This window comes from Rhodococcus sp. As11 (assembly GCF_048957735.1).
In the GTDB taxonomy this organism is placed as follows: Bacteria; Actinomycetota; Actinomycetes; order Mycobacteriales; family Mycobacteriaceae; genus Rhodococcus; species Rhodococcus gordoniae.
The window spans coordinates 263305-289142 of sequence record NZ_JARDJE010000003.1; the positions used below are offsets into that span (position 1 = coordinate 263305).

Consider the following 25838-nt stretch of genomic DNA (forward strand, 5'->3'; position numbering starts at 1 on the left):
GCGATCGGTCAGCGTCCGGTTCCGAGCAACCCGCCGACGACCTGTCCGGTGCCGTCGAGGACACCGCCGACCACGTTGCCGGTGCCGTCGAGCACCTGGCCGACACCGTTGCCGACACCCTCGACGACCGCGCCCGCACCCTGACCGGCGCCGGAGAGGGCGTTGCCGGCACCGCTGCCGCCCGTGCTCGGAGAGGTCGGCTGCGGCGCGGGCTGAGGAGCAGGTGCCGGGGCGGGGACCGGAGCGGGTTGCGGCGCCGGCTGGGAAACCTGCGGGGTCCCCCCGGGCGCCGCCGGGGCGGGGGCGGCCGGATCCGGTGCGGGCACGGCCCCGGTGGATGCGGTGCCGGCAGCAGGCGTCGCGGCGGCCGGGACAACGGTCACGGAACCGTCCGGTCCCTGCACGCGGATCGGGACGACCGATCCCGCCTCGGTCGCCGGCGTGCCGGTCGTGCCGGGGACGGCCGAACCGGTCGTCGTCTCGGTGGTCGGATTCCCGGCGACGGCTTCGCTCGACGGGCGCGTGTCCGAGCCGGTGGTCTCGGCCTCCGACGACAGGGTGCCGATCGCGAGCCCGCCCCCGGTCAGGACGACGACGGCCGCGACGGCGGCGCCCACCAGGGCGAGGGAGCGGGCACGGGTGCGCGCGGGCGCACCGGTCGCGGCATCGACGACCGCCGGCCGGTGTGCGGCGGTGACCTGCGAAGTCTCGGCGGCAGCCACCACCGGCAATGCAACCGTCTCGGGTTCGTCGTCGGTGGTGGGCGCAGGAGGCGCCGGAACAACGGCAGTTGCGGCACCGGCCGCGGCAGCTGCGAGCGCCGCCCCATGGGCTGCGGTGCAGGCGGGTCGCGGCGACGAGACGATCGGCAGACCCAGCTGCGACGAGATCAGTTCGGCGACGAGCGGGGTGGACGAGCCGCCGCCGGTCAGGAGCACGCGCCCGATGTCCGAGGGATCGAGGCCGGCCCCGCGGATCGCATCGTGCACCACGGCGAGCGACGCCTCGAGCGGCTCCCGGGCGAACTCCTCGAACTCACTGCGCACCAGACGCAGATCGCGGTGCAGGCCGGGCAGCGCGAGCGGCACCACCGTCTCGGTGTCGCTGGACAGGGCCTCCTTCGCCGTACGGCACCGGGCACGGAAGTCCGCCAGTGCCGTGACGGTCGCGGAATCGAACGGGTCGAGACCGGCAGCGTCCTCGCCGAGGGTTCCCAGCAGATAGGTCGTGACGAGATGATCGAAGTGGTCGCCGGAGACGTCGTCGCTGCTCAGGGGACGGCCCAACAGCATCGGGTGCGCCCCACCCTGCACGACGGCGACGTCGAGGCTGCGCGCACCGAGGTCGTAGACCACCGTCACGTCGTCGCCCAGCGGTCCGTGGGTCGCGTCGAGCCAGCGCACGGCCGCGATCGGTTCGGGGATCGTCCGTGCAGTGACGCCCGCCCGGACGAGCGCGGCGCACAGGGCCTCGACGGTGTGAGCCGACCACGTGGCGGGATGCGCCAGCATCGTCGGCACCTCGGTAGTGCCCGTGCGGTGCTGCAGGCAGCCCACGGTCGTCGCGACGAGATCTTCACCCAGGTAGGCGGAGCCGTCCTCGGCGAGGATGCCGACCGGATCGCCGACCCGCGAGGCGTAGCCGGAGAACACCTGAGTACCGGGAGCAGGGGCTCCGGCACCGAGGACGGGGGCACCCTCGGCGGGGAGATGGAGTTCGGTGGGGGTCGACAGGACACCGGGATCACCGGCTCCCGGCTGGTCGACCACGGTGACAGCCACCGAATTGGCCGTCCCGATCATGACGCCGAGTCCTGTGTACATGCACGCTCCAGGGTTCAGGGCGGACGTCGGTCCGCGATCTCGTTCCACCGTTCGGTCTCGATGAGCCTGTCGTTCCCACCGCGGGACCCGTTAGCTCCCACGCCGTCCGCCGACCGATCGGGGGGATGATCCCCTAACGCCCCCGGTACCCCCGGACCCGGATCCCCTAACGGCCGGCGACAGACAGGGGGCTGCACCCCCTGTGCCCGTGACCGTCGGTTTCGTAGCTTCGTTCGTAGATCCCGACGACTCAGGAGACACGCGATGGCCACCAACGCCGTACTCGACTTCATTCTCAGCCTGTTCCGCGACGAGAACGAACTCGCCCGGTACTGCAGCAATCCCGCCGCCGTCCTCGCCGAGGCCGGCCTGGACGACGTGTGCCACGCCGACATCGTGGCCGTCGCACCGCTGGTCGCCGACAGCGGTCTGTTCGCCGGAACCGCGGCGGAACTGACCGCAGCGCTGAACGGCGCGGCGAACGTCGGAGCATCGATCGCCGGTACCGCCGCAGCGGGCCTGGGTGGGGCAGCGGGCCTCGGGGGTGCCGCCGGTCTGGGTCTCGGCGTCGGCGCAGGCCTCGGCGGGGGCTTGGGGCTGGGCGGCGGTCTCGGTCTCGGTGGGGGACTGGATCTCGGTGGCGCCGTCGGAGCTCAGACCGGGATCGTCGTCGATCTCGCCGCGCAGCTCGGTGCAGCACTCGAAGCCGGTGGTGAGCTCGGCGGGGCGCTGGGTGCGGCACTCGGCGGCGCCCTCGACGCCGGCCTCGAACTCGGTGGCGCGGTCGACATCGGTGGTGCGCTGGCCAGTGCTCTCGAAGGTGGACTCGGTCTCGGTGTGGGTGCCGCTGCCGATCTCGCCGCCGCGATCGACGCCGCCGTCGCGGTGTCGGGTGGACTCGGCGCCGACCTCGCCACCACCCTCGAAGGGGCACTGGGCATCGGAGGCACGCTCGGCGCCGACATCGGGCTCGCCCTCGGCGGGCTGCTGGAATCGGCTGTCGAAGCCGGTGGCGCATTCTCGAGCGAGCTGAACCTGGCTCTCGAAGGCGGCGCCGAACTCGGCGCTGCACTCGGCACCACCCTCGGCGGTGTACTCGGCGTGGGCACCGAACTGACCGGCGCGCTCGGTACGAGCCTCGACGGTGTCCTCGGCGGGGTGGCCGATCTCGGTGCCGGACTCGGATCCGATCTCGCTGCCGGTCTCGATGCCGGAGTGGGCGCGACCCTCGGCCTCGGTGCGTCCCTCTCGGCCCTGCTCGGAGCGGGCGGTGGAGCTGCGGCAGATCTCGGCGCGGCGCTGGGGACCGTCATCGAGAGCAGCGCGCAGGGCGGTCTGCTCGGCGGCGTCGACCTCGACGCGGTGCTCTCCGGAGGCGGCGCGGTCGATGCGGAGACCGGCGCCGAGATCGACCTGGGCACGCTGGTCGGCGGGGTGCTCGGCGGCGCGCTCGGCATCGAGACCGCCGCGACCACCGAACTGTCGTCGGCATTGAACATCGCCATCGGCTCGGCCACCGGCGTCGGCGCGACCGTCGATTCGACGGTGCAGGTGGGGACGAGCCTCGGATCGGATCTGTCGTCCGTCCTCGGCTCGACGTTCGCCACCGGAGGTTCGGCCGGTGCCGAGCTCGGCCTGCAGCTCGGCAGCGCACTCGACACGGCTGCGGGCTCGGTGTCCCTCGACGCGGGTGCCGATCTCGGCACGCAGCTCGCCACGACGATCGGCGGCGGCCTCGGTGCCGGTGCCGAAGCCACCGGCCAGCTCGGGTACGCCCTCGACGGCGCCCTGGACGCGGCGGCGGAACTCGGGGCCGGCGCGAACCTGGGGGCAGATCTCGGCGCGGCGATCGACTCGGGAATCGGGGCGGCCGGTGGGCTGGGTACGTCGGTCGACCTCGGTGCCGTGACGGACTTCGAGAGCGCGCTGGAGCCGGGGACGGGCGCCGACCTGGGCGCAGCGGCAGATCTCGGTGTCGCCGCCGGCCTGGAGAGCGCGGCCGACCTGGGTGCGGAACTCTCGACACAGGTCGACACGGCGCTGTCGGGACAGGTCGACACGGCGCTGTCGGGACAGGTCGACACGGCGCTGTCGGGACAGGTCGATACCGCTCTGTCGGGCGGTGCGGAGGGCTGGGCGTCGGTCGGTGAGGACGTCTTCGGATCCGCATCGGGCGAGGCGGGTCTGTTCGGCGAGGGCGGCCTCACCGCAACCTCCGGTCTCGGCGGCGGCCTGTTCGCCGGCGCCGGTGCCGACTCGTCGCTCGGCGCCACCGACTCCACCGAGCTCGACGAACTGCTGCCCTGACCCGCAGCGGTGCGGGCTCCAGGACATAATGTCCGGAGCCCGCACCGACGGAAGGCGAGTCGACGCAGCCCATGCAGCAGTCACCGGATACGCAGCGTTCATCCGATCCCTCGAGACGCCGAGCGCTCCTCGACCTGATCGACTCCGCGATCGACCGCTCCCGTAGCGCCGGGCGCAACGATCTCACCGACAGGCTCACGGCCGCCCGCACGAAGGTCTCCGACCCGCGACTGCGGGTGGTCGTCGTCGGGGGACTGAACCAGGGCAAGAGCCGTTTCGTGAACGCACTGCTCGGCCTCGAGGTGTGTTCCGTCGGCGACGACGAGACCACCGCGGTCGCCACGCTTGTGCAGCACGGACACGAACCGTCCGCCGAACTCGTCCCGTCGGGCTCGGCCCCGCGGATCCCTGTTCCCTTCGACGACCTGCAGCAGGTCGCGCCGCGCAGCGCCGGTCGGGACGTCGACCGGCTCGAGGTGAGTGTGCCGAGTCCGCTGCTCGCCGACGGACTCGTGTTCGTCGACACCCCGGGCGTGGGCGGGCACGGAAATCCGCACACCGCAGCCACATTGACGCTGCTCGCGACAGCGGACGCGGTCTTCGTCGTCTCGGACGCGAGCCAGGAGTTCACCGCGCCGGAGATGTCGTTCCTGCGGCAGGTGCAGACGCTGTGCCCGGCCTCGGCGGTGCTCGTCACCAAGACCGATGTGTATCCGCACTGGCGTGCGATCGTCGACGCCGACCGTGAACACCTGCAGCGAGCCGGGCTCGACCTGCCGCTGCTGCCCGTCTCGTCGCTGCTGCGCGAGTACGCATTGCGCACCGAAGATGCCTCGTTGCACCGGGAGTCGGGTTTCGATGCGATCTACGACTTCCTGCGCGAACAGGTGGTCGCGCGGAACGCCGATTCGGCGCGACTGTCCGTCGCACACGATGTGAAGACCGTCGTCGACCATCTCGCGCTCGGGTGCGAGAGCGAACTCGCAGCTCTGCGCGATCCCGAATCCGGCAATGCCGCGATCGAGGACCTGAACCGGGCGCGCGCCGCGACCGAAGCGTTGCGCACGCGGGCGGCGCGGTGGCAGATCACGTTGTCGGACGGCATCGCCGACCTCGCGGCCGACATCGACCACGATCTGCGCGACCGGTTGCGCACGGTCACCCGCGATGCCGAAGCGTCCGTGGACGAATGCGATCCGGGCAAGGAATGGCCGCGCCTCGGGCAGTGGCTGGCCGAGCAGGTCGCCGAATCCGTCGGCGACAACTTCGTGTGGGCGCACGAACGCGCCGAGGCGCTCGCAGGCAAGGTCGCCGAGCGCTTCGCACTCGACGACGACTCCTTGCCGTCGTTGCATCTCGGCGACCTGTCGAGACTGCTCGAACCCGTCGAGAACCTGTCCGATCTCGAATCCGGCCGGATCGGGATCGGTCAGAAGGTGCTCGTCGGCATGAAGGGCTCCTACGGTGGGGTGCTCATGTTCGGTCTCGTCACCACCCTGATGGGCATGGCCCTCGTGAACCCGATCTCGGTGGGAGCCGGAGTCGTGCTGGGCACCAAGGCATACCGCGACGACAAGCAGGTACGGCTCACCAAGCGTCGCGCCGACGCGAAGAACGCGATCCGCAAGTTCACCGACGACGTGAGTTTCCAGGTCGGCAAGGAATCGAAGGACCGGCTGCGCCTCATCCAGCGTCAGCTCCGCGATCACTTCACCGAGATCGCCGAGCAGACACTGCGTTCGCTCGACGAGTCGCTCGACGCGGCCCGGCAGGCCGCGACCGTGCAGGAGCAGGAACGCCGGCGTCGGATCGGTGAACTCGACACGCAGGTCGCGGAACTGGGCCGACTGCGATCCCGCGCCGCGGAACTCGCGGGAGTGCAGGCGTGACCCCGGCTCTCGCCCGCGCCCGCGACCTGCTCGGCCGGGCCCGCGCGTCGTACGGTGGAAACCCGGCTGTCGCAGACCGACTCGACGAGTGTGCCGCGCGACTCGACCAGCCGCTGCGGGTCGCGCTCGCCGGATCCCTCAAGGCCGGCAAGTCGACCCTGCTCAACGCGCTCGTGGGACAGGACATCGCGCCCACCGACGCGACGGAATGCACGCGCGTCGTCACCTGGTACCGCAACGGACCCGTACCGTCGGTGAACGCCCGGTACGACGGGGATCGTCACATGCCGGTGCCCGTGCAGCGCCCCGACGGCCGTCTGACCTTCGACCTCGGTGATCTCACCGCCGACCGCGTCGACTTCATCGACGTCGAATGGCCGGCCAGCGCCCTGGCCCAGACCACCATCATCGACACTCCCGGCACGTCGTCGCTGTCGCGGGAGGTGTCGGCGCGGACCCTGGCCCTGCTCACCCCGGAGGAGTCGGCCTCGGGTGCCGACGCCGTCGTCTACCTGATGCGTTCGCTCGGTGCCGCCGACGTCGAGTTCCTCGAGCGGATCGGCCGGCATGTCGGCGGGGGAGCCGGGCCGCTCGGGATCGTCGGGGTGGTGTCGCGTGCCGACGAGGTCGGGGCCGGTCGCGCCGACGCGATGATGTCGGCGAAGCAGGTCGCGGCGAGGTTCACCGACGAACTCGAACGCACCGGCCTGTGTCAGGCGGTCGTGCCGGTCGCCGGATTGCTCGCGCTCGCCGCACGGACGCTGCGGCAGAACGAGTTCGCAGCGTTCGAGGCGCTCGCGCAGGTCCCGGCGGAGCAACTGCAGGTCGCGATGTTGTCGGCCGACCGCTTCGCGCGACCGGACGTCGACCTTCCCGTCGATCCCGGGATGCGCGCGCGTCTGGTGGACAGGTTCGGCCTGTTCGGCATCCGCACGGCGGTGCTGCTCGTGCAGCTCGGTGCCCGCGATTCACCTTCTCTCGCCGCCGAACTCGTCGCGCGCAGTGGGCTCGACGAGCTGCGTCAGGTGATCGACGTGCAGTTCGGTCAGCGTGCCGATCAGCTCAAGACCCACTCGGCGCTGCTGGCACTCGAACGGGTGCTGGACATGTGCGGCGACCGCGAACTGCTGGGAGTGGTGCGGCGCGAACTGGCCGACGACCACGGTTTCGCCGAGCTCCGACTGCTGGGCAGATTGCGGTCGTCGACGGTGTCGTTGCCCGGCGAAGAGGTTCTCGCCTTGCAGCGCGTGGTCGGTGGATTCGGGATCGGCGCCACCCGTCGACTCGGTCTCGTCGACGACGCCTCGCCCGCCGAGATCCGGGCGGCGGCCGTGGATGCGGTGCGGCACTGGCGGTCCCGTGCAGAGCACCCGCTGCTCGATCCGTTCACCGCGAAGGCCGCCTCGGTGGCGGCGCGCAGTGCGGAAGGGCTGGTCGCGGGGGTGCGGTAGCCCCCGGAGGGAGATCGGCGGTCCGCCGGGGGGTCACTCGAGTCGGCCGGGCACCGGATAGCTGCGCAGCGACAGGCCGATCTGGCCCGAGACGATCAAGTCGTCGATCGTCTGCTGCAACTTGTGGCAGGTGGGAACCCAGGCGCGACCGTCCCGGGTGGTGCGGGACCGTGCGAACTCGGGGCAGACGCGGTCGGCGTCGTCGAGCCATTGGATGCTGGTGTGCGCCTCGCTGTACTTCTCGACGAGGACGCGATTGCCACACGTGTTGCACCGGACGCTGTCCATGATCGGACCTCCTTGATCGTGACTGCGACGGTAGTCACCGGCGAGCGGCCCGGCTGCCCGTTCTCCCACGGACCGGGAGATCATGTTCCGGCCGGGTACGGAATCCCGGCTGCCGCACCCGCATCTACCTGGGCTGTTAGGCTTCGAGCATGCCCGAGATCGAGCCTGTCGCCGAGGTGTCCGACGACAGTTATCCGTCGTTGCCCGCCACGAGCTGGGCTGTTCTGGGCATGCTCACCTTCGGTGAGGGACTCACCGGATACGACCTGAAGAAGTGGGCGGACTGGAGCATCGGCTACTTCTACTGGAGTCCGTCCGTCAGCCAGATCTACGCCGAGTTGAAGAAGCTCGAGTCGGCGGGACTGGCCGAGTCGGAGATGGTGTCCGAGCCGGGGGAGCGGGGCCGCAGGGTCTACCGCATCACCGAGCGCGGCACCCGCGCCGTGCGGAACTGGTCGAGGGACGCGCCCGTGGAGCAGCCGGTCCTCAAACACGGCCTCATGCTGCGGCTGTGGATGGGCCATCTCAACGAGCCCGAGGAACTGAAGAAACTCGTCCGGTCGCATATCGAGAACATGGAGGCGATGCGGGAGCGGGCCGGGTTGCACGGAGAGCATGCGACCCGCGAACCCGCCTGGGCGTTCTCCAGAATGAGCCTGCTGTGGGCCGAACGCTATTTCCAGGCGGAGATCGATCTGGCCAGACAGGTGCTGACCGACATCGACGAGGCGGCCGAGACGTTCTCGGGTGTCCGGGCGCGCGACGAGTTGGGCAATCCGGTTCCGAAGGCGTCGGGATCCTGGCGCGAGGTGGAGGATTTCGTGCTCGGTCTCGAACGGCGTGAGCGGAGCTAGTTCTCCCTTCGCCGGTGGCGGGCACCGACGTCGCAGGATGTGTCGGTCAGGCGTATTGCAGGCGGGAGTGCGCGGTCGCGGCGGGCGGACCGGGGTGACCTGGGCGTGGCGCAGCCGGCGCGGTGCGGGGACGTCCGGTGAGGGATCGGTGGATCGCTTTCGCCGCCATGCGGACCGGGGCCGCGTGACGATGATCGAATTCGAGGTGTCCGGTCGGTCCGCAGATGGACAGGGCGGCGACGACATCGCCCACGGGGCCGATCGGGACCGCGATGACGCCGATTCCGCCGGAGATCCTGCTCACCTCGTACGCCACGCCCATCTCCCGGACCTTGCGCAGTTCGGGAGTGAAGTCGGTGAGGTCGTAGGTGCCGTCCGGTGTGTAGGCGAGCAGAGTCTTGCCGATTGCGGAATCACGTGCGGGATAGCGGCTGCCCACGCGGGTGGGCAGCTCCGCGGCGAGCCGGCCACCGACCTTGTCGAGGTAGAGCACATCGGATCCGTCGAGCACTCCGAGATGCACCACATAACCGGTGGCGCGGTGCAGGTCCTGCAGGATCGGAGCGGCCGCGCTGTGCAGGCGGTTCTGGTGCACGGCAATCGAGCCGAGTTCCATCAGGCGGGTGCCGAGTTCGTAGTCGCGGCCTTCGCGGCGTAGCCACCGCATCTCGACGAGGCGTTCGAGCATCCGATGAGCGGAGGAGCGGGGGAGCCCGGTCCTCCTGACGACCTGGGCGAGGGTGAGGCGCCCCGGGCCGTCGAAGGCGTCCAGGACGAGCGAGATTCGTTCGAGAATCGCGGTGGGGGTGGAGTCTGCAGTCGCGGGTGCGGTCACCGATATCTCCCTCGATCCGGGCGAAGAATGCCACGAAACACAACTGACGTTGGTATTTCTATTAGGAATAGTGACATACTCCCGCCGCTTTGTGAAGTGGGTCACCCGGATCGTATGCCGAGGAGGGGGAACCCGTTGTCCTGGCCGGACGGGGTTCCCCCTCCTCGGGGAGCGATCTGTGGTTGTACGGACAGTGCTGCGCAGCGTGTCGCGCTACATTGCTGCGAGAGGTTCGCTACCGGACCAGTCGTGACCCCAGTAACTGTCCGCGGTGATCTCCTCGGACGTGTAGAACGTCTCGTCCACCGACTGTCCGTCGGTGCCGAACTCGATATCCCAGCCACCGGGGGCCCGCACGTAGAACGACACCATCTTGTCGTTGGTGTGGCGGCCCAGCGTCGACGACACCGAGAAGCCGTCCTTCACGACACGGTCGAGCGCCTGCCCGACGGCGTCGAGCGTGTCGACCTCGACCATGATGTGCACCAGGCCGGGCGCACCGCCGTGCGGGGCCGGACACAGCGCGAGGCTGTGGTGACGCTGGTTGACACCCAGGAAACGCACCCGCAGCGGGCCGAACTCCGGCGGCGCCGGGATCCGGAAGGCGCCGCGCGGCAGGAAGCCGAGGACGTCGGTGTAGAAGTCGAACGTGCCGTTCGGATCCATCGTCGGCAGCACGACGTGACCCAGACCCTGTGCGCCGGTGACGAACTCGGCGCCGAACGGGGTCACGACCGGGCTGTGGTCGAGGACCGCGCCGTGGAAGACCTCCAGTGTGGTGCCGGCGGGATCCTGGAAGGTGACGACCTCCTCGACGCGGCGGGCGTCCGCCTCCTCGAGCGACAGCGGCTTGACCGCGATGCCGGCGCGTTCGACGGCCTCGGTGACCCGGACCAGTGCGGCATGGTCACGGACCTCCCAGCCGACCGTGACGACCTCGTCGGTCTCACCCGGTACGACGACGATGCGCGCGGCGCGCTCGTCCATGCGCAGGTACAGGGCGTCGGGGTCCGGGCCGGAGCCCTTCGCGAAACCGAGCACGTCGAACGCGAAGGTGCGCCAGCGCTCGATGTCGTCCGTCTGGACCTTCACGTAGCCCAGGGCGCGGATGTCGGTGCCGAAGCCGCCGACATGGGGGTTCATCATGGTATGTCTCCGTTGTGGATTCGAAGTAGTGGTGATCCAGCGGTCAGATCATGGAACGCAGCGGGCCCTGCGGGTCCACGCCGAGGCTGCTCAGTGTCGCGGCGTGGTAGACGGTGCCGGGGACGTGGATCGCGTGGTGCAACCCGGCGTGCGCGTCGCGCCAGAAGCGCTGCATGGGCTTGTCCATGCGCAGCGCGTTGCCGCCGCAGCGGGCGTAGACCTGGTCGACCGCGGTGACGGCCTGCCATGCCGCGTTCACCTGGGTCTCGCGGCCCAGAGCGCGCTGCTCGAACGTCGGGGTCCTGCCGGCGTCGACCAGATCCCACATGCGATCGACGTTGGCCAGCAGCGAATCCCGCGCCGACCGCAGCTTCGCGGTGGCCTCACCGATCGCGAACATCGTGTACGGATCGTCCTTGACCGCGGTGCCCTGCGGGTTGATGCGCTCGCGCTGGTACTCGTTGGCGTGGTGCAGGAGACCCTCGCAGATACCGATGGTGGCCGACGTGATGCCCAGCGGGAACATGTTCGACCACGGCATCAGGTACAGCGTCTCGGTGCGGCCGTACTTGCGCACCGCGGTCCCGTCGATGACCTCGTCACAATCCATGACGCGGTAATCGGGCACGAACGCGTCCTCGACCACGACGTCCTTGGAGCCGGTGCCGCGCAGACCCACGACGTCCCAGGAGTCCTCGATGATCTCGTAGTCCGAGCGCGGAATGATCACGTGCAGCATCCGCGGCGGCATCTCCATACTGCCGTCCGGGTTGCACGCGAAGGCACCGAGGAACGCCCAGTCACAGTGGTCGGTCCCGGAGGAGAACGACCACCTGCCGGAGAACGTGTAACCGCCGTCGACCGGCACGCACATGCCGCCCGGCATGTACGGCGACGCGAGCCACGTGTCCTGATCCTCGCCCCAGACCTCCTGCTGGACCCGGGGGTCGGCGAACGCGAGCTGCCAGGGGTGCACGCCCACGATGCCGTGGACCCAGCCCGCCGACGGGTTGATCGACGCCATCCGCATGACGGTCTCCGCGAACTCGCGCGGGTGGGCCTCGAGGCCGCCGTGTTCCTTGGGCTGCAGCATGCGGATGCAGCCGGCCTCCTTCATGCGCTTGGCGGTCGCGTCGGCGACCTTGCCGATCCGCTCGGCCTCGATGCCTTCGACGAAGATGTCGTCGGCGGCGGCCTCGATACAGGCCAGGACTTCGTAGCTCATGCTGACTTTCCTTCTGGTGGGTGTGGTTCTGCGCGGCGGGGGACTAGGACGCCGTGGCAGAACCCTCGGCCTGCTTCGCGATGTTCTCCGCGACCTCCTTCTGCCAGCTCGCGACCGCCCGGGTGGTGTCGATCTCGAACTCGAAGCGCTTGGTCATGTCCTCGGTGACGTCCTCGACGTCGACGTAGAACTGCTGGTACCAGCGGCGCAACTGGTACACCGGGCCGTCCTCCTCGGACAGCAGCGGGTTGTCGATGGGTGCCTTGTTCTTCCAGATCTCGACGTCCTGCTCGAAACCCAGCTGCACACCCTCGGCGAACTGTGCGGCCATTCCGGCCGACGCCTCGTCGGACAGACCCGGCAGCTTCTTGACGATCGCCCCGTACTGCAGCACGAACTCCTCGTTGCTCACCGGGTAGTGACAGTTGATGAGGACCGTCTCGATGGTCTGGCCGTTGGCATCGGATTCGAGCCAGTCGATCATGTACGACGGACCGAAGTACGAGGCCTCAGAACGCAGCTCGGCGTTGGGGTCGTCGTAGTTGGTGCCGGAGATGACGTCCTCCCGGCCGGTGGAGTGCATGTACTGCGTGGCGATGTGGCCTTCGAAGACGTTCTTGAAGTAACGCGGGAACGAGTAGTGGATGTAGAAGAAGTGCGCCATGTCGACGACGTTGTCGACGATCTCGCGGCAGTGCGAGCCCTTGATGCGCAGAGTCTTCCAGCTCCAGTCCGTCCACTCGTCGGTGCCGTAGCCCGCGATCTCGGGGATCGTGACGTCGGCCGGCGGCGGGTTGCCCTGCGGGTCGTTCCACACGTAGAGCTGACCGTTGCGCTCGAGCGTCGTCCACGCGCGGGTCTTGGCGATCGGCGGCACGCGGCGGGCGTAGGGAATGTCGGTGCATCTGCCCTTACCGTTCCAGCGCCAGTCGTGGAACGGACACGCGATGGAGTCACCCTTGATCTCACCCTGGCTCAAGTCACCGCCCATGTGCCGGCAGTAGGCGTCGAGGACGTTGAGTTGTCCCTTGCTGTCGGCGAAGACGACGAGCTTGGTGCCGAAGGCCTCGATGGAGTGCGGCTTGCCGTCCTGGAAGTCGCGGAGGAGACCGAGACAGTGCCAGCCGCGCGCGAAGCGGGTGGGGGCTGCCGCGGCTTCGATCTCGCGGACCTCGATGTCGTCGTCCGAGACTGCCGGGGTTGCGTCGAGTGACATGAATTCCTCCGTACCGTCATGGGGGAGAGATATGTGATCTGCCTCATAGAACTCATCGGCGTGTCGGAGGGAAACAGTTCCTCCCGCTGGATGGAACGCGAAGAACCGGAGGCTCGGGCGCGTCCCTCCCGCCACGCGGGAGAAACCCTCCCGAACGCGAGTCCCCGCTGGTTAGCGTCACCTCACGGCAAACCACGTCGGAAGGAAACACGGATCGTGCGGACGACAGCAGGTGCACCATGCGGATGACGGGGAAGACCGTATTGATCACGGGTGCGGGAGGGGGGCTCGGTCGCGCGTGCGCGACACGGCTGGCAGAGGAAGGCGCCGACATCGTCGCGCTGGATCTGCCGGGCGGTCGCACGGAGCCCGCATTGGCCGAAACTGCCCGCCTCGTGCGGGCCACGGGGCGCCGGATCGTCACCGGAACCGCGGACGTCCGCGACTTCGACGCGGTGGTCGCGGCGGTGCGGTCCGGAGTGTCCGAACTCGGGCCGCTCGACGTCGTGGTGGCCAACGCCGGCATCAGTGACAATCCGGGACCGTCCTGGGAGATCGACGACGAGATCTGGAACCGGTCGATCGACGTCAACCTCACCGGCACCTGGCACACCGTCAAGGCCGGTGTCGCCGAACTCGATCCCGCCGGGGGCTCGGTGATCATCGTCAGTTCCACCGCCGCGATCAAGGCCGTACCGGGGGCGTCGCACTACTCGGCGGCGAAGCACGCGGTCACGGGCCTGGCCAAGACCCTCGCCAACGAACTCGGGTCACGGACGATCCGCGTCAACACGGTCCACCCGGGTGCGGCGGCGACGCCGATGACGCTCAATCCCGCGACCTTCGCGCGGCTGCGCCCCGACCTCGAAGCTCCCACCGCCGACGACGCCGCCGAGGTGCTGTCGAGGAAGACGGTCCTGCGCGTGCCGTGGGTCGAACCGGTCGACGTGAGCAATGCGGTGTTGTTCCTGGCATCGGACGAATCCCGGTACGTCACCGGCCTGCAGATGATCGTCGACGGCGGTCTGACCCAGAAGGTGGCCTGATGAGTGGACGCCTGGAAGGGAAGGTCGCGCTGATCACCGGTGCGGCACGAGGTATGGGACGCGCCCAGGCCGTGCGGTTCGCGCAGGAGGGCGCCGACATCGTCGCCGTCGACGTGTGCGCACCGGTCGAACATGCGACCACTCCCGGTGCGTCACCCCACGATCTCGCCGAGACCGTGCGACTGGTGGAATCGCTCGGCCGGAAGATCTGTCCCTTCGAGGTGGACGTGCGCGATCAGCCGTCGCTCGACGATGCGGTGGCGCAGGCGGTCGCAACATTCGGCCGGCTGGACGTCGTGTGCGCGACGGCGGGGATCAGCTCCTCGGGCCGGGCGACGGAGATGGACACCGAACGCTGGCAGACCATGCTCGACGTCAACCTGACCGGCGTGTGGCGCACGTGCAAGGCGGCCATCCCCCACATCCTGGACGGCGGGCGCGGAGGTTCGATCGTGCTGATCAGCTCCATCGCCGGCCTTCGTGGGCTCGTGAGTGTCGGCCATTACACCGCCGCCAAACACGGGGTCGTGGGCCTGATGAAATCGCTCGCGAACGAGCTTGCGCCGCATCGGGTGCGGGTCAACACGATCCACCCCGCCAACACCCGGACCCCGATGGTCGAGAACCCGGCCACGATGCGCACCTTCTGCCCGGGTGCCGAGGACCCGACACGGGAGCAATTCGAGGCGGCCCTGCAATCGATGCATCTGCTTCCGGTGCCGTTGATCGAACCCGAGGACATCGCGAACGCGAGCCTGTTCCTCGCATCCGAGGAATCCCGCTACATCACCGGTGTCACTCTGCCCGTCGACGCCGGCCACTGCGCGAAATAGGAGGCACCGTGCGATTCGAGGATCTTGCGGGCGGCACCGCTGTCGTGACCGGAGCCGGCAGCGGCATCGGGGAGAGCGCGGCCCGCCGGGCCACCGTACTCGGCATGAACGTGGTGCTCGCGGACGTCTCCGCCCACCGTGCCGAGACGGTCGCGGCGAAGCTGCGAGCCGACGGGCACACGGCGCTGGCGATCCCGACCGACGTCCGTGATGCGGCCGCGGTGGATGCCCTCGCGGACGCGGCGTACTCCGAATTCGGTTCGGTGTCGGTTCTTCTCAACAATGCGGGGCTGGAATCTCTCGGTTTCACGTGGGAGGTTCCCGCCGACGAGTGGCGCCGGGTGATCGACGTCAATCTGCTGGGTGTCTTCCACGGTATCCGCTCGTTCGTCCCGCGGATGGGTGCCGACCCGCGACGGTCGCACATCGTGAACACGTGCTCGGTCGGTGGCATCGCCATCACACCGCGGATGACGGCCTACACGGCGTCGAAGCACGGCGTCCAGGCGCTCACCGAATGTCTCTATCTCGAATGCGCCGAGGTGTATCCGCAGATCGGTGTCTCGGTGTTCAGTCCGGGCCAGGTCGCCACGCGCATCTTCGAGGACGTCCCGGTCCGCGACGCGACCACTGACGACGCCGACTTCTGGCGTGAACAGATCCGGGAAGGCATGGCGCCGGACGACGCCGCGCGGGTGTTGTTCGACGGCATCGTACGCGACGACTTCTGGATCTCGAGCCACCCCGAACAGTTCGAGCGCCTGGCATCCGAACGTGCGAGAACCTTGAACGAGAAGTTGCGACCGGACGCGTTGTTCGACGGGCGCAACTGATTCCGATCACCCACCGGGTACTCGCGTCGGTTGCAGAACCCGGACGCCGAAGCAGGGAACGGGCTCCGCCGTGTTCCGGCAGAGCCCGCCCCGTGACGTGCGTCGATCGCGGCGAATGTCAACCCTCGATGATCGTGAAGCCCTTGTAGCCGGATTCCGCTACCTCGGTGATGATGTCGCGGTAGGCACCGAAGCCGCCGAGGAACGGCATGAACACGCGGGGCCGTCCGGGGATGTTCGCGCCGACGTACCAGGAGTTCGCGGAATTCAGCAACGACGCCTCGGCCCGGCTGCGGCATTCCTCCACCCAGTCGGCAACGGCCTCCGGGGTGCCCTCGATGCCGGCCGACCCACGAGCGTCGAGACAGGCGATGACGTCCGCGACCCAGTCGACGTGAAGTTCGGAGTGCAGCACCATGTTCGCGAGGACCGACGGGCTGCCGGGGCCGGTGAGGTTGAAGAAGTTGGGGAAGCCGTCGATGCCGAGCCCGAGATAGGTCTGGGGTCCGGCGGCCCACTTGTCCTTCAGGCTACGTCCACCGCGCCCCACGATCTCGAGCTTGTCGAGTGATCCGGTCATGGCGTCGAAACCGGTGGCGAGGACGATCGCGTCGAGGTCGTAGTGGGCCCCGGTGGTGATGACGCCGGTCTCGTCCATCCCTACGATCGGGGTGCTGCGCAGGTCGACGAGTTCGACGTTGTCGCGGTTGTACGTCTCGTAGTAGCCGCTGTCGGTGACGATGCGCTTGGCCCCGATGGGATGGTCCTCGGGGATGAGCAGTTCGGCGATTGCGGGATCGTCGACGACCGCGCGGATCTTCTCCTCCCAGAACGCGCGGGCGGTGTCGTTGGCCGCCCGGTCGGTGAGCTGATCCGGGAAGGCTTTCGAGAAGAGGACACCACCGAGTTTCCAGCGTTCCTCGTAGACGGCGCGTCGTTCCTCCTCGGACACCTCGAGCGCCGGCTTCGGATGCGGCCGGTGCGGGGAGCCGCCACCGGATTCCCGGGACAACCGCCGCCGTTCGGCGTAGTTCGCCTTCTGTTCGGTGCGGGCGGTGTCGTCGAGGGGGCTGTTGCCCGCCGGAATGCTGTAGTTGGCGGAGCGCTGGAAGACGAACAGCTTCTCGGCCTGCTCGGCGATGATCGGGACGGATTGGATGCCCGACGATCCCGTGCCGATCACGCCGACGCGCCGGCCGGTGAAATCGACACCGTTGTGGGGCCAGTGGGCGGTGTGGAAGACATGGCCGGTGAAACGCTCGAGGCCGTCGAAGGCAGGAATATTCGCATTCGAGAGCGGTCCGGCCGCTACGACGAAGAACCGCGCCGAGACCACGTCGCCACCGTCGGTGCGTACGGTCCAGCGCAGAGTGTCCTCGTCGAGAACCGCCGACGTGACCCGGGTGTCGAACCGAATATCGCGGCGAAGCTCGAAACGATCGGCGACGTGCTCGAGATAGGCCAGGATCTCGGGCTGGGTGGCGTACTTCTCGCTCCAGTTCCATTCCTGCTCGAGTTCGGGGGAGAACGAGTACGAGTAGTCGATGGACTCGACGTCGCAGCGCGCTCCGGGGTAGCGGTTCCAGTACCAGACACCGCCCACCCCGGATCCGGCCTCGAACGCCCGGACGGTCAGGCCGCGGCTACGGAAACGATGGAGTGCATACAAACCGGCGATGCCGGCACCGACTACGACGACGTCGAAGTCGGTGATGATCTCGGGTTCCGAATATCGTCCGTTCACTGGGGGAAGCCTTTCCACGAGCGCGAGCCGTCCGGTCCGGACAGGACCGGACCTGGGAGTTCATGAAGTGAATTCACGCTATGACCGAGAGAAGCGGCACGGCACCGGCATATCCCGCCCAGCGGGTCGTTTCGGACGCGGCGGAAGACGAGCCGACAGAATCCGGCGCAGGAGTGATGCTCGTCACCTTCGGAACAAAATCCCACGACCTGCCGTTGGACGAGTCAGACAACTTGAGTGCAACAGGCTCAACTTCACTTGACGACGAGAGTCGCTCCGGTGCAGGCTTGAGTCGACCGCGCTCACCTGAGTCGAACAGGCTCAGGTCGGCATGGAACGTTTTCGCGGTGCACACGCGCCGCGGCAGGAACATTGGAGGAAAATTATGGCTCGTGCGGTCGGCATCGACCTCGGAACCACCAACTCGGTCGTTTCCGTTCTGGAAGGCGGCGAGCCCGTGGTGGTCGCCAACGCAGAGGGGTCCCGTACCACCCCGTCCGTCGTCGCATTCGCGAAGAACGGTGAGGTTCTGGTGGGGCAGCCCGCCAAGAACCAGGCGGTCACCAACGTCGACCGCACCATCCGTTCGGTCAAGCGCCACATCGGCTCCGACTGGACCGTGGCCATCGACGACAAGAAGTACACGCCGCAGGAGATCAGCGCCCGCACGCTGATGAAGCTCAAGCGCGACGCCGAGTCGTACCTCGGTGAAGACATCACCGACGCGGTCATCACCGTCCCGGCGTACTTCAACGACGCCCAGCGCCAGGCGACGAAGGAAGCCGGCACCATCGCCGGTCTCAACGTCCTGCGCATCGTCAACGAGCCCACCGCGGCCGCGCTCGCCTACGGCCTCGACAAGGGTGAGAAGGAACAGACCATCCTGGTCTTCGACCTCGGTGGCGGCACCTTCGACGTGTCCCTCCTCGAGATCGGCGACGGCGTCGTCGAGGTCCGCGCGACCTCCGGCGACAACCATCTCGGCGGCGACGACTGGGACGAGCGCATCGTCAACTGGCTCGTCGACAAGTTCAAGGCGCAGCACGGCGTCGACCTGACCAAGGACAAGATGGCCCTGCAGCGTCTGCGTGAGGCCGCGGAGAAGGCGAAGATCGAGCTGTCGTCCTCGCAGTCGACCTCGATCAACCTGCCGTACATCACCGTGGACGCCGACAAGAACCCGCTCTTCCTCGACGAGCAGCTGTCCCGCTCGGAGTTCCAGAAGATCACCGGCGACCTCCTCGAGCGCACCCGCGCTCCGTTCCAGCAGGTCGTCAAGGACGCCGGCATCTCCGTCGGCGACATCGACCACGTCGTCCTCGTGGGCGGCTCGACCCGTATGCCCGCCGTCACCGATCTGGTGCGCGAGCTCACCGGTGGCCGCGAGCCCAACAAGGGCGTGAACCCCGACGAGGTCGTCGCCGTGGGTGCTGCCCTGCAGGCCGGCGTCCTCAAGGGCGAGGTCAAGGACGTGCTCCTGCTCGACGTCACCCCGCTGTCGCTCGGTATCGAGACCAAGGGTGGCGTGATGACCAAGCTCATCGAGCGCAACACCACGATCCCCACCAAGCGGTCGGAGACCTTCACCACGGCCGACGACAACCAGCCGTCCGTGCAGATCCAGGTCTTCCAGGGCGAGCGTGAGATCGCGGCGCACAACAAGCTGCTCGGCTCCTTCGAGCTCGGCGGCATCGCACCGGCTCCGCGCGGTGTCCCGCAGATCGAGGTGACCTTCGACATCGACGCCAACGGCATCGTCCACGTCACCGCCCGCGACAAGGGCACCGGCAAGGAGAACACGATCAAGATCCAGGAAGGCTCCGGCCTGTCCCAGGAGGAGATCGACCGGATGGTCAAGGATGCCGAGGCCCACGCCGAGGAGGACCGCAAGCGTCGCGAGGAGGCCGAGGTCCGCAACCAGGCCGAGTCGCTCGTGCACCAGACCGAGAAGTTCATCAAGGAGAACGAGGACAAGGTGCCGGCCGACGTCAAGGAGAAGGTCGAGGCTGCCGTCAAGGAAGCCAACGACGCCCTCTCCGGCTCGGACATCAACGCGGTCAAGGCCGCCGTCGAGAAGCTCGCGACCGAGTCGCAGGCACTCGGCCAGGCCATCTACGAGGCGCAGGGCGCCGACGGTGCCGCTGCCGGTGACGGCGCGGCCGCAGGTGCCGACGACGTCGTCGACGCCGAGGTCGTCGACGAGCCCAACGATTCGGAGAAGAAGTGAGTGCCGACAAGCCCGAGCAGGAACCGGTGACCGTCACCGACAAGCGACGGATCGACCCCGAGACCTTCGAGGTGCGCGACCCGGCCGACGAGCCGCGCGCCGAGGAGGGTGAGGTGATCGAGTCGGTTCCTGCGGAGGGTGAGGCCGAGAAGGCCGGGCAGACCGAGGGGCAGTCGCAGGAGGCGAAGGAACTCGCCGAACGCACCGCCGACCTGCAGCGGGTGAGCGCGGAGTTCGCGAACTACCGTCGCCGCGCCGAAGCGCAGCGCGCGGCGTCCGCGGAGGAGGCCAAGGCATCCGTCGCGGCGAAGTTCCTCGACGTCCTCGACGACCTCGACCGTGCCCGCGCGCACGGCGACCTCGAGTCGGGTCCGTTGAAAGCATTGTCGGACAAGCTCACCGGCGTGTTCGACTCCCTCGGACTGGCTGCATTCGGTGTCGAGGGCGATGCCTTCGATCCCGAACTGCACGAGGCCGTCCAGATGGAAGGCGACGGCAACCATCCGGTGCTCGGCGCGGTGCTCCGCAAGGGCTACCGTTTCGGCGACCGCATTCTGCGGCACGCGATGGTGACGGTGACCGACGGCGATCCGGTGGATACGCCGTCGGGTGAGTCCGGCACAAAGTAAGAACAAGAAAACGCGAGAGGAGGAGACGCCCGGTGAGCCAGCGGGAGTGGATCGAGAAGGACTTCTACAAGGACCTGGGCGTCTCCCCCGACGCGACGCAGGACGAGATCAAGAAGGCCTACCGGAAACTGGCACGGGATCTGCATCCCGACGCCAACCACGGTGACGCGCAGGCCGAAGAGCGCTTCAAGGCCGTCAGCGAGGCCAACGCCGTCCTGTCGGATCCCGCCAAGCGCAAGGAATACGACGAGACCCGGCGCATGTTCGCCTCCGGCGGTTTCCCCGGCGGCGGTGGCTTCCGTGCCGGCACCGGCGGATTCTCCGGTGGCACCGGGGCGACCTTCGACATCGGCGACCTGTTCGGCGGTGGTGGTAGCGGCGGCGACGGTGGGCTCGGCGACCTGTTCGGCGGGCTGTTCAACCGCGCCGGTGGCGGCACCACGCCCACCGCCGGTCGTTCGCGTCCGCGCCGCGGGTCCGATGTCGAGACCGAGACGACGCTCGACTTCCGCGACGCCGTTCAGGGCGTCACGATTCCCCTGCGGATGACCAGCCCGGCGCCGTGCACCACCTGCCACGGCAGCGGTGCCCAGCCGGGAACGAGTCCGCGGGTGTGCCCGAACTGCAACGGAAGCGGTGTGGTCTCCCGCAACCAGGGTGCGTTCGGTTTCTCCGAGCCCTGTGACGACTGCCGGGGCAGCGGATCGATCATCGACAATCCCTGCACCGACTGCCGCGGCACCGGTGTCCAGAACCGCACCCGCACCATCACCGTGCGTGTGCCCGCCGGTATCAAGGACGGCTCCCGTATCCGTCTCGCAGGCCAGGGTGAGGCCGGTCTGCGCGGCGCCCCGTCGGGCGACCTGTTCGTGACTGTGCACGTGCGACCCGACCGCGTGTTCGGCCGTGAGGGCGACGATCTCACCCTCGTGCTCCCCGTCAGCTACGGCGAACTCGTCCTGGGTGCGACCGTCTCGGTGCCGACGCTCGACGGCCGGGTCGGACTGAAGATTCCCGCGGGAACGGCCGACGGCCGGGTGCTGCGCGTGCGTGGCCGCGGTGTTCCCAAGCGCGGTGGCGGCGCCGGAGATCTGCTCGTGACCGTGAAGGTCGCGATCCCGCAGAATCTCGACGAGAAGGCGACGGAAGCACTTCACAACTATCTTCGTGCAGAAGAGGCAGGCGGTTTCGATCCTCGAGAGGGATGGGCAGGTGCGTGATGAGCGAGACGAGAATGCCGCGGGATCTGTCACCGGACCCCGATGCGCGCGTCTACGTCATCTCGGTGGCAGCAGAACTCGCCGGGATGCATGCGCAGACGCTGCGTAATTACGACCGACTCGGACTCGTCACCCCGCACCGCACCAGCGGCGGCGGCCGCCGGTATTCGCCGCGCGACGTCGAACTGCTGCGCGAGGTGCAGCGACTCTCCCAGGACGAAGGCGTCAACCTCGCCGGGATCAAGCGGATCATCGAATTGACCAACCAGGTCGAGGCGCTGCAGCATCGCGTCGCGGAACTCAACGCAGAGGTCGTGCAGTTGCGTTCGACGCGCGGCGATCTGGTGCCGGTGGCGCGCAGCAATGCCCTCGTGGTCTGGAAGCCGCGCAATCGGCGGGACTGACCGCACCGCGGTCGAGCGGGACCGACCGCACGTTTTTCTCCCGCACAGCGAGATGATCGTGTCGCGACTATTCACCTTCTGCCTAGTGTGGCGTGTTCCACACGAACGGTCGACGGAAGGCAGCAGTCATGGCGGAGTGGGCGGAAGAATGCGACGTCCTCGTGGTGGGGTCGGGAGCCGGAGGGTGTTGCGGTGCGTACACCGCTGCGCGTGAAGGACTTTCGGTGATCCTCGTCGAGGCGTCCGAGTACTTCGGCGGTACCACGGCGTATTCCGGTGGTGGGGGTGTCTGGTTTCCCACCAACGCGGTCTTGCAGCGTGCCGGTGACGACGACACCATCGAGGATGCGCTGACCTACTATCACGCGGTCGTCGGCGACCGCACCCCGCGCGAGCTGCAGGAGGCCTACGTCCGCGGCGGCGCCCCCCTCGTCGACTACCTGGAATCCGACGACGACCTCGAATTCGCGGTCTACCCGTGGCCCGACTATTTCGGCAAGGCCCCGAAGGCCCGTGCCCAGGGACGCCATATCGTTCCGTCGCCGATGCCCGTCGCCGATGATCCCGAACTCAACGAGTCGATCCGCGGCCCGCTCGGCCGCGAACGCAACGGTGAGGCCCTGCCCGATGTGCTCATCGGTGGTCGCGCCCTCGTCGGCCGATTCCTCGTCGCCATGCGCAAGTACCCGAATGTGGAGCTGCACCGGAACACCCCGCTCGAGGAACTGATCGTCGAGGACGGTGTGGTGGTCGGCGCGATCGTCGAGAACAACGGTGAGCGGCGGACGATCCGCGCGCGCAAGGGCGTCGTCCTCGCCGCCGGCGGTTTCGATCAGAACGACGAGATGCGCAGCAAATACGGTGTGCCGGGCGCTGCACGGGACTCCATGGGTCCGTGGTCGAATCTCGGCAAGGCACACCAGGCGGGCATCGCCGTGGGCGCCGATGTGGATCTGATGGGCGAGGCCTGGTGGTCGCCGGGTCTGACCCATCCGGACGGACGCTCGGCGTTCGCGCTGTGCTTCACCGGCGGCATCTTCGTCGACCAGGAGGGCAAGCGGTTCACCAACGAGTACGCGCCCTACGACCGACTGGGCCGGGACGTCATCGCCCGCATGGAGCGTGGTGAGATGACCCTGCCGTTCTGGATGATCTACGACGACCGGCGCGGGGCGGTTCCGCCGGTCGGGGCGACGAATGTGCCTCTCGTCGAAACCGAGAAGTACGTCGACGCGGGGCTGTGGAAGACCGCCGGCACCCTCGAGGAGCTCGCCGAGCAGATCGGTGTGCCTGCCGAGTCCCTGAAGGCCACGGTCGCGCGGTGGAACGAGCTGGCTGCGAAGGGCGTCGACGAGGACTTCGATCGCGGTGGCGAGCCGTACGATCTGGCCTTCACCGGCGGCGGTTCCGCGCTGGTTCCGATCGAACAGGGACCCTTCCACGCGGCGCAGTTCGGCATCTCGGACCTCGGTACCAAGGGCGGGTTGCGGACCGACACCGTCGGTCGCGTGCTCGACGGCAACGGCGAACCGATCCCCGGGCTGTACGCGGCGGGCAACACGATGGCCGCACCCAGCGGCACCGTCTACCCCGGCGGCGGCAATCCGATCGGCACGAGCGCGTTGTTCGCGCACCTGTCCGTGATGGACGCGGCGGCGCGCTGACGCACATACGCCGGGCCCGGAAGGATACGCAGGTATCCTTCCGGGCCCGGGCCCGGTGCCGTGTCAGGGGCGGGTGACGGCGAAGTTCGCTGTCATGAACGGATATCCGCCCTCCACGGTCGTCGCGACCGCGAATCCGTGCCGGTTGACTCCTTCGATGTGGGTACCGTCGCCATTCGCGACGCCCGTGCCGTAGTTGTTGGCCATGAGCGCTACCGTCGCGTCGCCGGGCATCGTGTAGCCGATCCGGATTCCGAATCCGCGGCGATCGGTGCTGCTCGCCGACACCGTCTCCGTCGACCGGGCCGGAACCACGGTGGCCGGCTCGTCCACCCACCTCCCGTAGGGATTGTCCTTCGACGTGAGCACCATCGGTGCGTCGGTGTCGTTGCGGATCGTCACCGAGATGGTGGGTCCGTCGGGGGATGGCGAATCGGCTGCGGCGGTGGCCGGCGCGGTGAGTGCTGCCGCGACGGTGAGAGCCGCGGCGGCGACAGCGCGGGTGCGGTACTTCATTCTGCTCCTGCGATTGACGACTCGGGTTCTGACCGGTCGCCGAAGTGTACCCGCCGGTAGCCTGACGCGTAAGCCCTCGTCGATCAGGCCGGGACCAGGTCGCTGACCTCGGCGACGAGCTCCAGCGAGCGCAGCCAGGCGTCGCGCCCGGGGGCCGAGGAGACGACGATCAGTTCGTCGGCCTGCGCGTGTTCGGTGAAGCGGTCGAGGTAGTCGCGCACCTGGCCGGGAGTGCCCACGGCCGTGTACCGCAGCATCTCGAGCACCTGCATCCCGGCGGGGGAGTCGAGCAGCATGTCGATCTCCTCGTCGGTGAAAGTGCGTCCGCGTCCGACCATCTGCACGACCCGCGAGCGCTTGGCCGCCTCGAACAACGACAGCGCTTCCTCGGTGCTGTCGGCGGCGATGACGCCGACGCCGGCGATGACGTAGGGCTCCGGATGCTCAGGGGAGGGCTGGAACTCGCGGCGGTACAGCTTCACCGCGTCCTCGAGCGCCTGCGGAGCGAAGTGCGATGCGAATGCGTACGGAAGCCCCAGCAACGCAGCGAGTTTCGCGCCGAACAGCGACGATCCCAGGATGTACAGCGGAACGTCGGTGCCCTTACCGGGAATCGCGTCGACCCCCGGTATCCGCGACTCGCCCTTCAGATACGCCTGCAGTTCGAGGACGTCCTGCGGGAAGCTGTCGGCCGACGTCGGGTCGCGTCGCAGCGCCCGCATGGTCTTCTGGTCGCTGCCCGGCGCGCGCCCGAGACCGAGGTCGATGCGGCCCGGATGCAGCGTGGCAAGGGTGCCGAACTGCTCGGCGATGGTCAGCGGCGAATGGTTGGGCAGCATGATGCCGCCGGCGCCGAGACGGATCGACGAGGTGTGCGCGGCGACGTGTGCGATGAGCACGCTCGTCGCCGACGAGGCGATCGTCGGCATGTTGTGATGCTCGGCGTACCAGATGCGCCGGTAGCCCCACTGCTCGGCGAGCCGGGCCATCTTCACGCTGGCGTCGAAGCTCTCGCGGGCGGTCTCACCCTTGCCGATGTGGGCGAGGTCGAGGATGGAGAGGGGAACGGTCACCGGTGATCCTTCGCGTCGGGGCCCGGTATCGGCCGCCGGGCACACCCCCGGAGCAACCTCCACCGGTGACCGTCTATTCCCGTCATCCGCGGTCGAAACCGCCGTAGGTGCCCTGGAAGAACAGCAGGGGGCCGTTGGTGTGCAGCGACGTCAGCCCGGTGACCCGTGCCAGCACGATCGTGTGGTCGCCGGCCTCGTACTCGGTCTCCACGGTCGCCTCGACCCGCGCGAGGGCTCCCTCGATGGCCGGAGCGCCGTTGTCGCCTCGTTCCCAGCGCACCCCGCGGAACTTGTTGCCGCCGCTCACCGCGAACGCGCCGCACAGGGTGCGCTGGCTCTCGGACAGGACGTTGACGGCCAGGGTGCCCACCTCACGGATCTTCGGCCACGTCTTCGAGGTGCGGGCGGGGCAGAACGAGATGAGCGGCGGATCCAGTGATACGGATACGAACGACTGGCACGCGAACCCGAGAGGCTCGTCGCCGTCGAGCGCGGTGATCACCGTGACGCCCGTGCAGAAATTGCTCATCACGTCGCGGATCCGTCGAGGATCGAGCACCGCGTGTTCCGCTGTCATCCAGAAACTCCTATCGATCGGCGTTCGTTCCAGTGTCC

The 25838-nt window shown here is 68.5% G+C and carries 23 protein-coding genes; 12 read left to right on the plus strand and 11 right to left on the minus strand.

Annotated elements, in window-relative coordinates; translation table 11 throughout:
• Window positions 1-8: 8 nt before the first annotated feature.
• A complete protein-coding gene (locus PV766_RS05550; protein ID WP_421096597.1) occupies window positions 9-1823 on the minus strand; it encodes an Hsp70 family protein in 1815 nt (604 codons plus the stop codon).
• A 264-nt stretch (window positions 1824-2087) separates the two neighbouring features.
• On the opposite strand from PV766_RS05550, the gene PV766_RS05555 reads away from it, so the two are divergent.
• The 3 genes from PV766_RS05555 (at window position 2088) to PV766_RS05565 (ending at window position 7470) form a co-directional block, all read left to right on the plus strand.
• Window positions 2088-4130 carry an IniB N-terminal domain-containing protein gene (locus PV766_RS05555; RefSeq protein WP_421096598.1) on the plus strand — a complete coding sequence of 681 codons (2043 nt, stop codon included), beginning with the start codon at window positions 2088-2090 and terminating at the stop codon, window positions 4128-4130.
• Window positions 4131-4201: 71 nt separating this feature from the next.
• Complete coding sequence (locus PV766_RS05560; protein WP_421096599.1) at window positions 4202-6019, plus strand: dynamin family protein; 1818 nt, start codon at window positions 4202-4204, stop codon at window positions 6017-6019.
• Complete coding sequence (locus PV766_RS05565; RefSeq protein WP_421096600.1) at window positions 6016-7470, plus strand: dynamin family protein; 1455 nt, start codon at window positions 6016-6018, stop codon at window positions 7468-7470. The genes PV766_RS05560 and PV766_RS05565 overlap by 4 nt, the downstream gene beginning before the upstream one ends.
• A gap of 33 nt (window positions 7471-7503) precedes the next feature.
• Here PV766_RS05565 and PV766_RS05570 read toward each other — a convergent pair whose 3' ends face one another.
• A complete protein-coding gene (locus PV766_RS05570; RefSeq protein ID WP_026003359.1) occupies window positions 7504-7758 on the minus strand; it encodes a hypothetical protein in 255 nt (84 codons plus the stop codon).
• A gap of 149 nt (window positions 7759-7907) precedes the next feature.
• Between PV766_RS05570 and PV766_RS05575 the strand changes: the two genes are divergently transcribed.
• Window positions 7908-8612 (plus strand): PadR family transcriptional regulator, encoded by a 705-nt coding sequence (locus tag PV766_RS05575; protein WP_421096601.1) that lies wholly within the window; start codon window positions 7908-7910, stop codon window positions 8610-8612.
• A gap of 46 nt (window positions 8613-8658) precedes the next feature.
• On the opposite strand, the gene PV766_RS05580 is transcribed toward PV766_RS05575, so the two are convergent.
• The 4 genes from PV766_RS05580 to PV766_RS05595 form a co-directional block, all read right to left on the minus strand.
• Window positions 8659-9447 carry an IclR family transcriptional regulator gene (locus tag PV766_RS05580; RefSeq protein WP_421096602.1) on the minus strand — a complete coding sequence of 263 codons (789 nt, stop codon included), beginning with the start codon at window positions 9445-9447 and terminating at the stop codon, window positions 8659-8661.
• Between the two features lie 213 nt (window positions 9448-9660).
• Window positions 9661-10593, minus strand: coding sequence for a biphenyl-2,3-diol 1,2-dioxygenase (bphC, locus tag PV766_RS05585; protein ID WP_421096603.1), 933 nt, complete (start codon window positions 10591-10593; stop codon window positions 9661-9663).
• Window positions 10594-10636: 43 nt separating this feature from the next.
• A complete protein-coding gene (locus tag PV766_RS05590) occupies window positions 10637-11818 on the minus strand; it encodes a hydroxylase (protein ID WP_421096604.1) in 1182 nt (393 codons plus the stop codon).
• A 43-nt stretch (window positions 11819-11861) separates the two neighbouring features.
• Window positions 11862-13034, minus strand: coding sequence for a Rieske 2Fe-2S domain-containing protein (locus PV766_RS05595; protein ID WP_421096605.1), 1173 nt, complete (start codon window positions 13032-13034; stop codon window positions 11862-11864).
• A gap of 245 nt (window positions 13035-13279) precedes the next feature.
• On the opposite strand from PV766_RS05595, the gene PV766_RS05600 reads away from it, so the two are divergent.
• The 3 genes from PV766_RS05600 to PV766_RS05610 are packed head-to-tail and all read left to right on the plus strand — an operon-like array spanning window position 13280 to window position 15746.
• Entirely contained in the window at window positions 13280-14080 is an 801-nt protein-coding gene (locus PV766_RS05600) for a mycofactocin-coupled SDR family oxidoreductase (RefSeq protein WP_421096606.1), read from the plus strand.
• Entirely contained in the window at window positions 14080-14913 is an 834-nt protein-coding gene (locus tag PV766_RS05605) for a mycofactocin-coupled SDR family oxidoreductase (RefSeq protein WP_421096607.1), read from the plus strand. The genes PV766_RS05600 and PV766_RS05605 overlap by 1 nt, the downstream gene beginning before the upstream one ends.
• 8 nt (window positions 14914-14921) lie before the next feature.
• The gene (locus tag PV766_RS05610) at window positions 14922-15746 is read left to right on the plus strand and encodes an SDR family NAD(P)-dependent oxidoreductase (protein WP_421096608.1); all 825 of its coding nucleotides are present in this window, start codon (window positions 14922-14924) and stop codon (window positions 15744-15746) included.
• A 118-nt stretch (window positions 15747-15864) separates the two neighbouring features.
• Here PV766_RS05610 and PV766_RS05615 read toward each other — a convergent pair whose 3' ends face one another.
• Both PV766_RS05615 and PV766_RS05620 read right to left on the minus strand, forming a co-directional pair.
• Window positions 15865-17490: a flavin-containing monooxygenase gene (locus tag PV766_RS05615; RefSeq protein WP_421096609.1), complete on the minus strand. Its 1626-nt coding sequence runs from the start codon at window positions 17488-17490 to the stop codon at window positions 15865-15867.
• A gap of 73 nt (window positions 17491-17563) precedes the next feature.
• Entirely contained in the window at window positions 17564-17863 is a 300-nt protein-coding gene (locus PV766_RS05620) for a hypothetical protein (RefSeq protein ID WP_421096610.1), read from the minus strand.
• Window positions 17864-17875: 12 nt separating this feature from the next.
• Here PV766_RS05620 and dnaK point away from each other — a divergent pair, with 12 nt between their 5' ends.
• From dnaK to PV766_RS05645, 5 genes are all read left to right on the plus strand, one after another.
• Window positions 17876-19717: a molecular chaperone DnaK gene (dnaK, locus tag PV766_RS05625; RefSeq protein ID WP_064062752.1), complete on the plus strand. Its 1842-nt coding sequence runs from the start codon at window positions 17876-17878 to the stop codon at window positions 19715-19717.
• Window positions 19714-20346: a nucleotide exchange factor GrpE gene (grpE, locus tag PV766_RS05630; protein ID WP_421096611.1), complete on the plus strand. Its 633-nt coding sequence runs from the start codon at window positions 19714-19716 to the stop codon at window positions 20344-20346. The genes dnaK and grpE overlap by 4 nt, the downstream gene beginning before the upstream one ends.
• Window positions 20347-20378: 32 nt before the next feature.
• Window positions 20379-21566, plus strand: a complete 1188-nt coding sequence (gene dnaJ / locus PV766_RS05635) for a molecular chaperone DnaJ (protein WP_129977571.1) — start codon at window positions 20379-20381, stop codon at window positions 21564-21566.
• Window positions 21566-21970: a heat shock protein transcriptional repressor HspR gene (locus tag PV766_RS05640; RefSeq protein WP_016933859.1), complete on the plus strand. Its 405-nt coding sequence runs from the start codon at window positions 21566-21568 to the stop codon at window positions 21968-21970. The genes dnaJ and PV766_RS05640 overlap by 1 nt, the downstream gene beginning before the upstream one ends.
• A 128-nt stretch (window positions 21971-22098) precedes the next feature.
• Window positions 22099-23634 carry an FAD-binding protein gene (locus PV766_RS05645; RefSeq protein ID WP_421096612.1) on the plus strand — a complete coding sequence of 512 codons (1536 nt, stop codon included), beginning with the start codon at window positions 22099-22101 and terminating at the stop codon, window positions 23632-23634.
• Window positions 23635-23697: 63 nt separating this feature from the next.
• Here PV766_RS05645 and PV766_RS05650 read toward each other — a convergent pair whose 3' ends face one another.
• The 3 genes from PV766_RS05650 to PV766_RS05660 form a co-directional block, all read right to left on the minus strand.
• Window positions 23698-24150 (minus strand): hypothetical protein, encoded by a 453-nt coding sequence (locus tag PV766_RS05650; RefSeq protein WP_421096613.1) that lies wholly within the window; start codon window positions 24148-24150, stop codon window positions 23698-23700.
• An 83-nt stretch (window positions 24151-24233) separates the two neighbouring features.
• Window positions 24234-25223, minus strand: coding sequence for an LLM class flavin-dependent oxidoreductase (locus PV766_RS05655; RefSeq protein ID WP_016935364.1), 990 nt, complete (start codon window positions 25221-25223; stop codon window positions 24234-24236).
• An 82-nt stretch (window positions 25224-25305) separates the two neighbouring features.
• The gene (locus tag PV766_RS05660) at window positions 25306-25800 is read right to left on the minus strand and encodes a flavin reductase family protein (RefSeq protein ID WP_064062746.1); all 495 of its coding nucleotides are present in this window, start codon (window positions 25798-25800) and stop codon (window positions 25306-25308) included.
• Window positions 25801-25838: the final 38 nt, after the last annotated feature.

What these genes read in the sequence shown, in the direction of transcription:
- PV766_RS05620 (WP_421096610.1), bottom strand. Translation starts at nt 17,863, where the DNA reads ATGTTCCTGCCGCGGCGCGTGTGCACCGCGAAAACGTTCCATGCCGAC.
- PV766_RS05640 (WP_016933859.1), top strand. Translation starts at nt 21,566, where the DNA reads ATGAGCGAGACGAGAATGCCGCGGGATCTGTCACCGGACCCCGATGCG.
- PV766_RS05555 (WP_421096598.1), top strand. Translation starts at nt 2,088, where the DNA reads ATGGCCACCAACGCCGTACTCGACTTCATTCTCAGCCTGTTCCGCGAC.
- bphC (WP_421096603.1), bottom strand. Translation starts at nt 10,593, where the DNA reads ATGATGAACCCCCATGTCGGCGGCTTCGGCACCGACATCCGCGCCCTG.
- PV766_RS05595 (WP_421096605.1), bottom strand. Translation starts at nt 13,034, where the DNA reads ATGTCACTCGACGCAACCCCGGCAGTCTCGGACGACGACATCGAGGTC.
- dnaK (WP_064062752.1), top strand. Translation starts at nt 17,876, where the DNA reads ATGGCTCGTGCGGTCGGCATCGACCTCGGAACCACCAACTCGGTCGTT.
- PV766_RS05550 (WP_421096597.1), bottom strand. Translation starts at nt 1,823, where the DNA reads ATGTACACAGGACTCGGCGTCATGATCGGGACGGCCAATTCGGTGGCT.
- PV766_RS05575 (WP_421096601.1), top strand. Translation starts at nt 7,908, where the DNA reads ATGCCCGAGATCGAGCCTGTCGCCGAGGTGTCCGACGACAGTTATCCG.
- PV766_RS05590 (WP_421096604.1), bottom strand. Translation starts at nt 11,818, where the DNA reads ATGAGCTACGAAGTCCTGGCCTGTATCGAGGCCGCCGCCGACGACATC.
- PV766_RS05660 (WP_064062746.1), bottom strand. Translation starts at nt 25,800, where the DNA reads ATGACAGCGGAACACGCGGTGCTCGATCCTCGACGGATCCGCGACGTG.
- PV766_RS05570 (WP_026003359.1), bottom strand. Translation starts at nt 7,758, where the DNA reads ATGGACAGCGTCCGGTGCAACACGTGTGGCAATCGCGTCCTCGTCGAG.
- PV766_RS05560 (WP_421096599.1), top strand. Translation starts at nt 4,202, where the DNA reads ATGCAGCAGTCACCGGATACGCAGCGTTCATCCGATCCCTCGAGACGC.
- PV766_RS05650 (WP_421096613.1), bottom strand. Translation starts at nt 24,150, where the DNA reads ATGAAGTACCGCACCCGCGCTGTCGCCGCCGCGGCTCTCACCGTCGCG.
- PV766_RS05605 (WP_421096607.1), top strand. Translation starts at nt 14,080, where the DNA reads ATGAGTGGACGCCTGGAAGGGAAGGTCGCGCTGATCACCGGTGCGGCA.
- PV766_RS05600 (WP_421096606.1), top strand. Translation starts at nt 13,280, where the DNA reads ATGACGGGGAAGACCGTATTGATCACGGGTGCGGGAGGGGGGCTCGGT.
- PV766_RS05645 (WP_421096612.1), top strand. Translation starts at nt 22,099, where the DNA reads ATGGCGGAGTGGGCGGAAGAATGCGACGTCCTCGTGGTGGGGTCGGGA.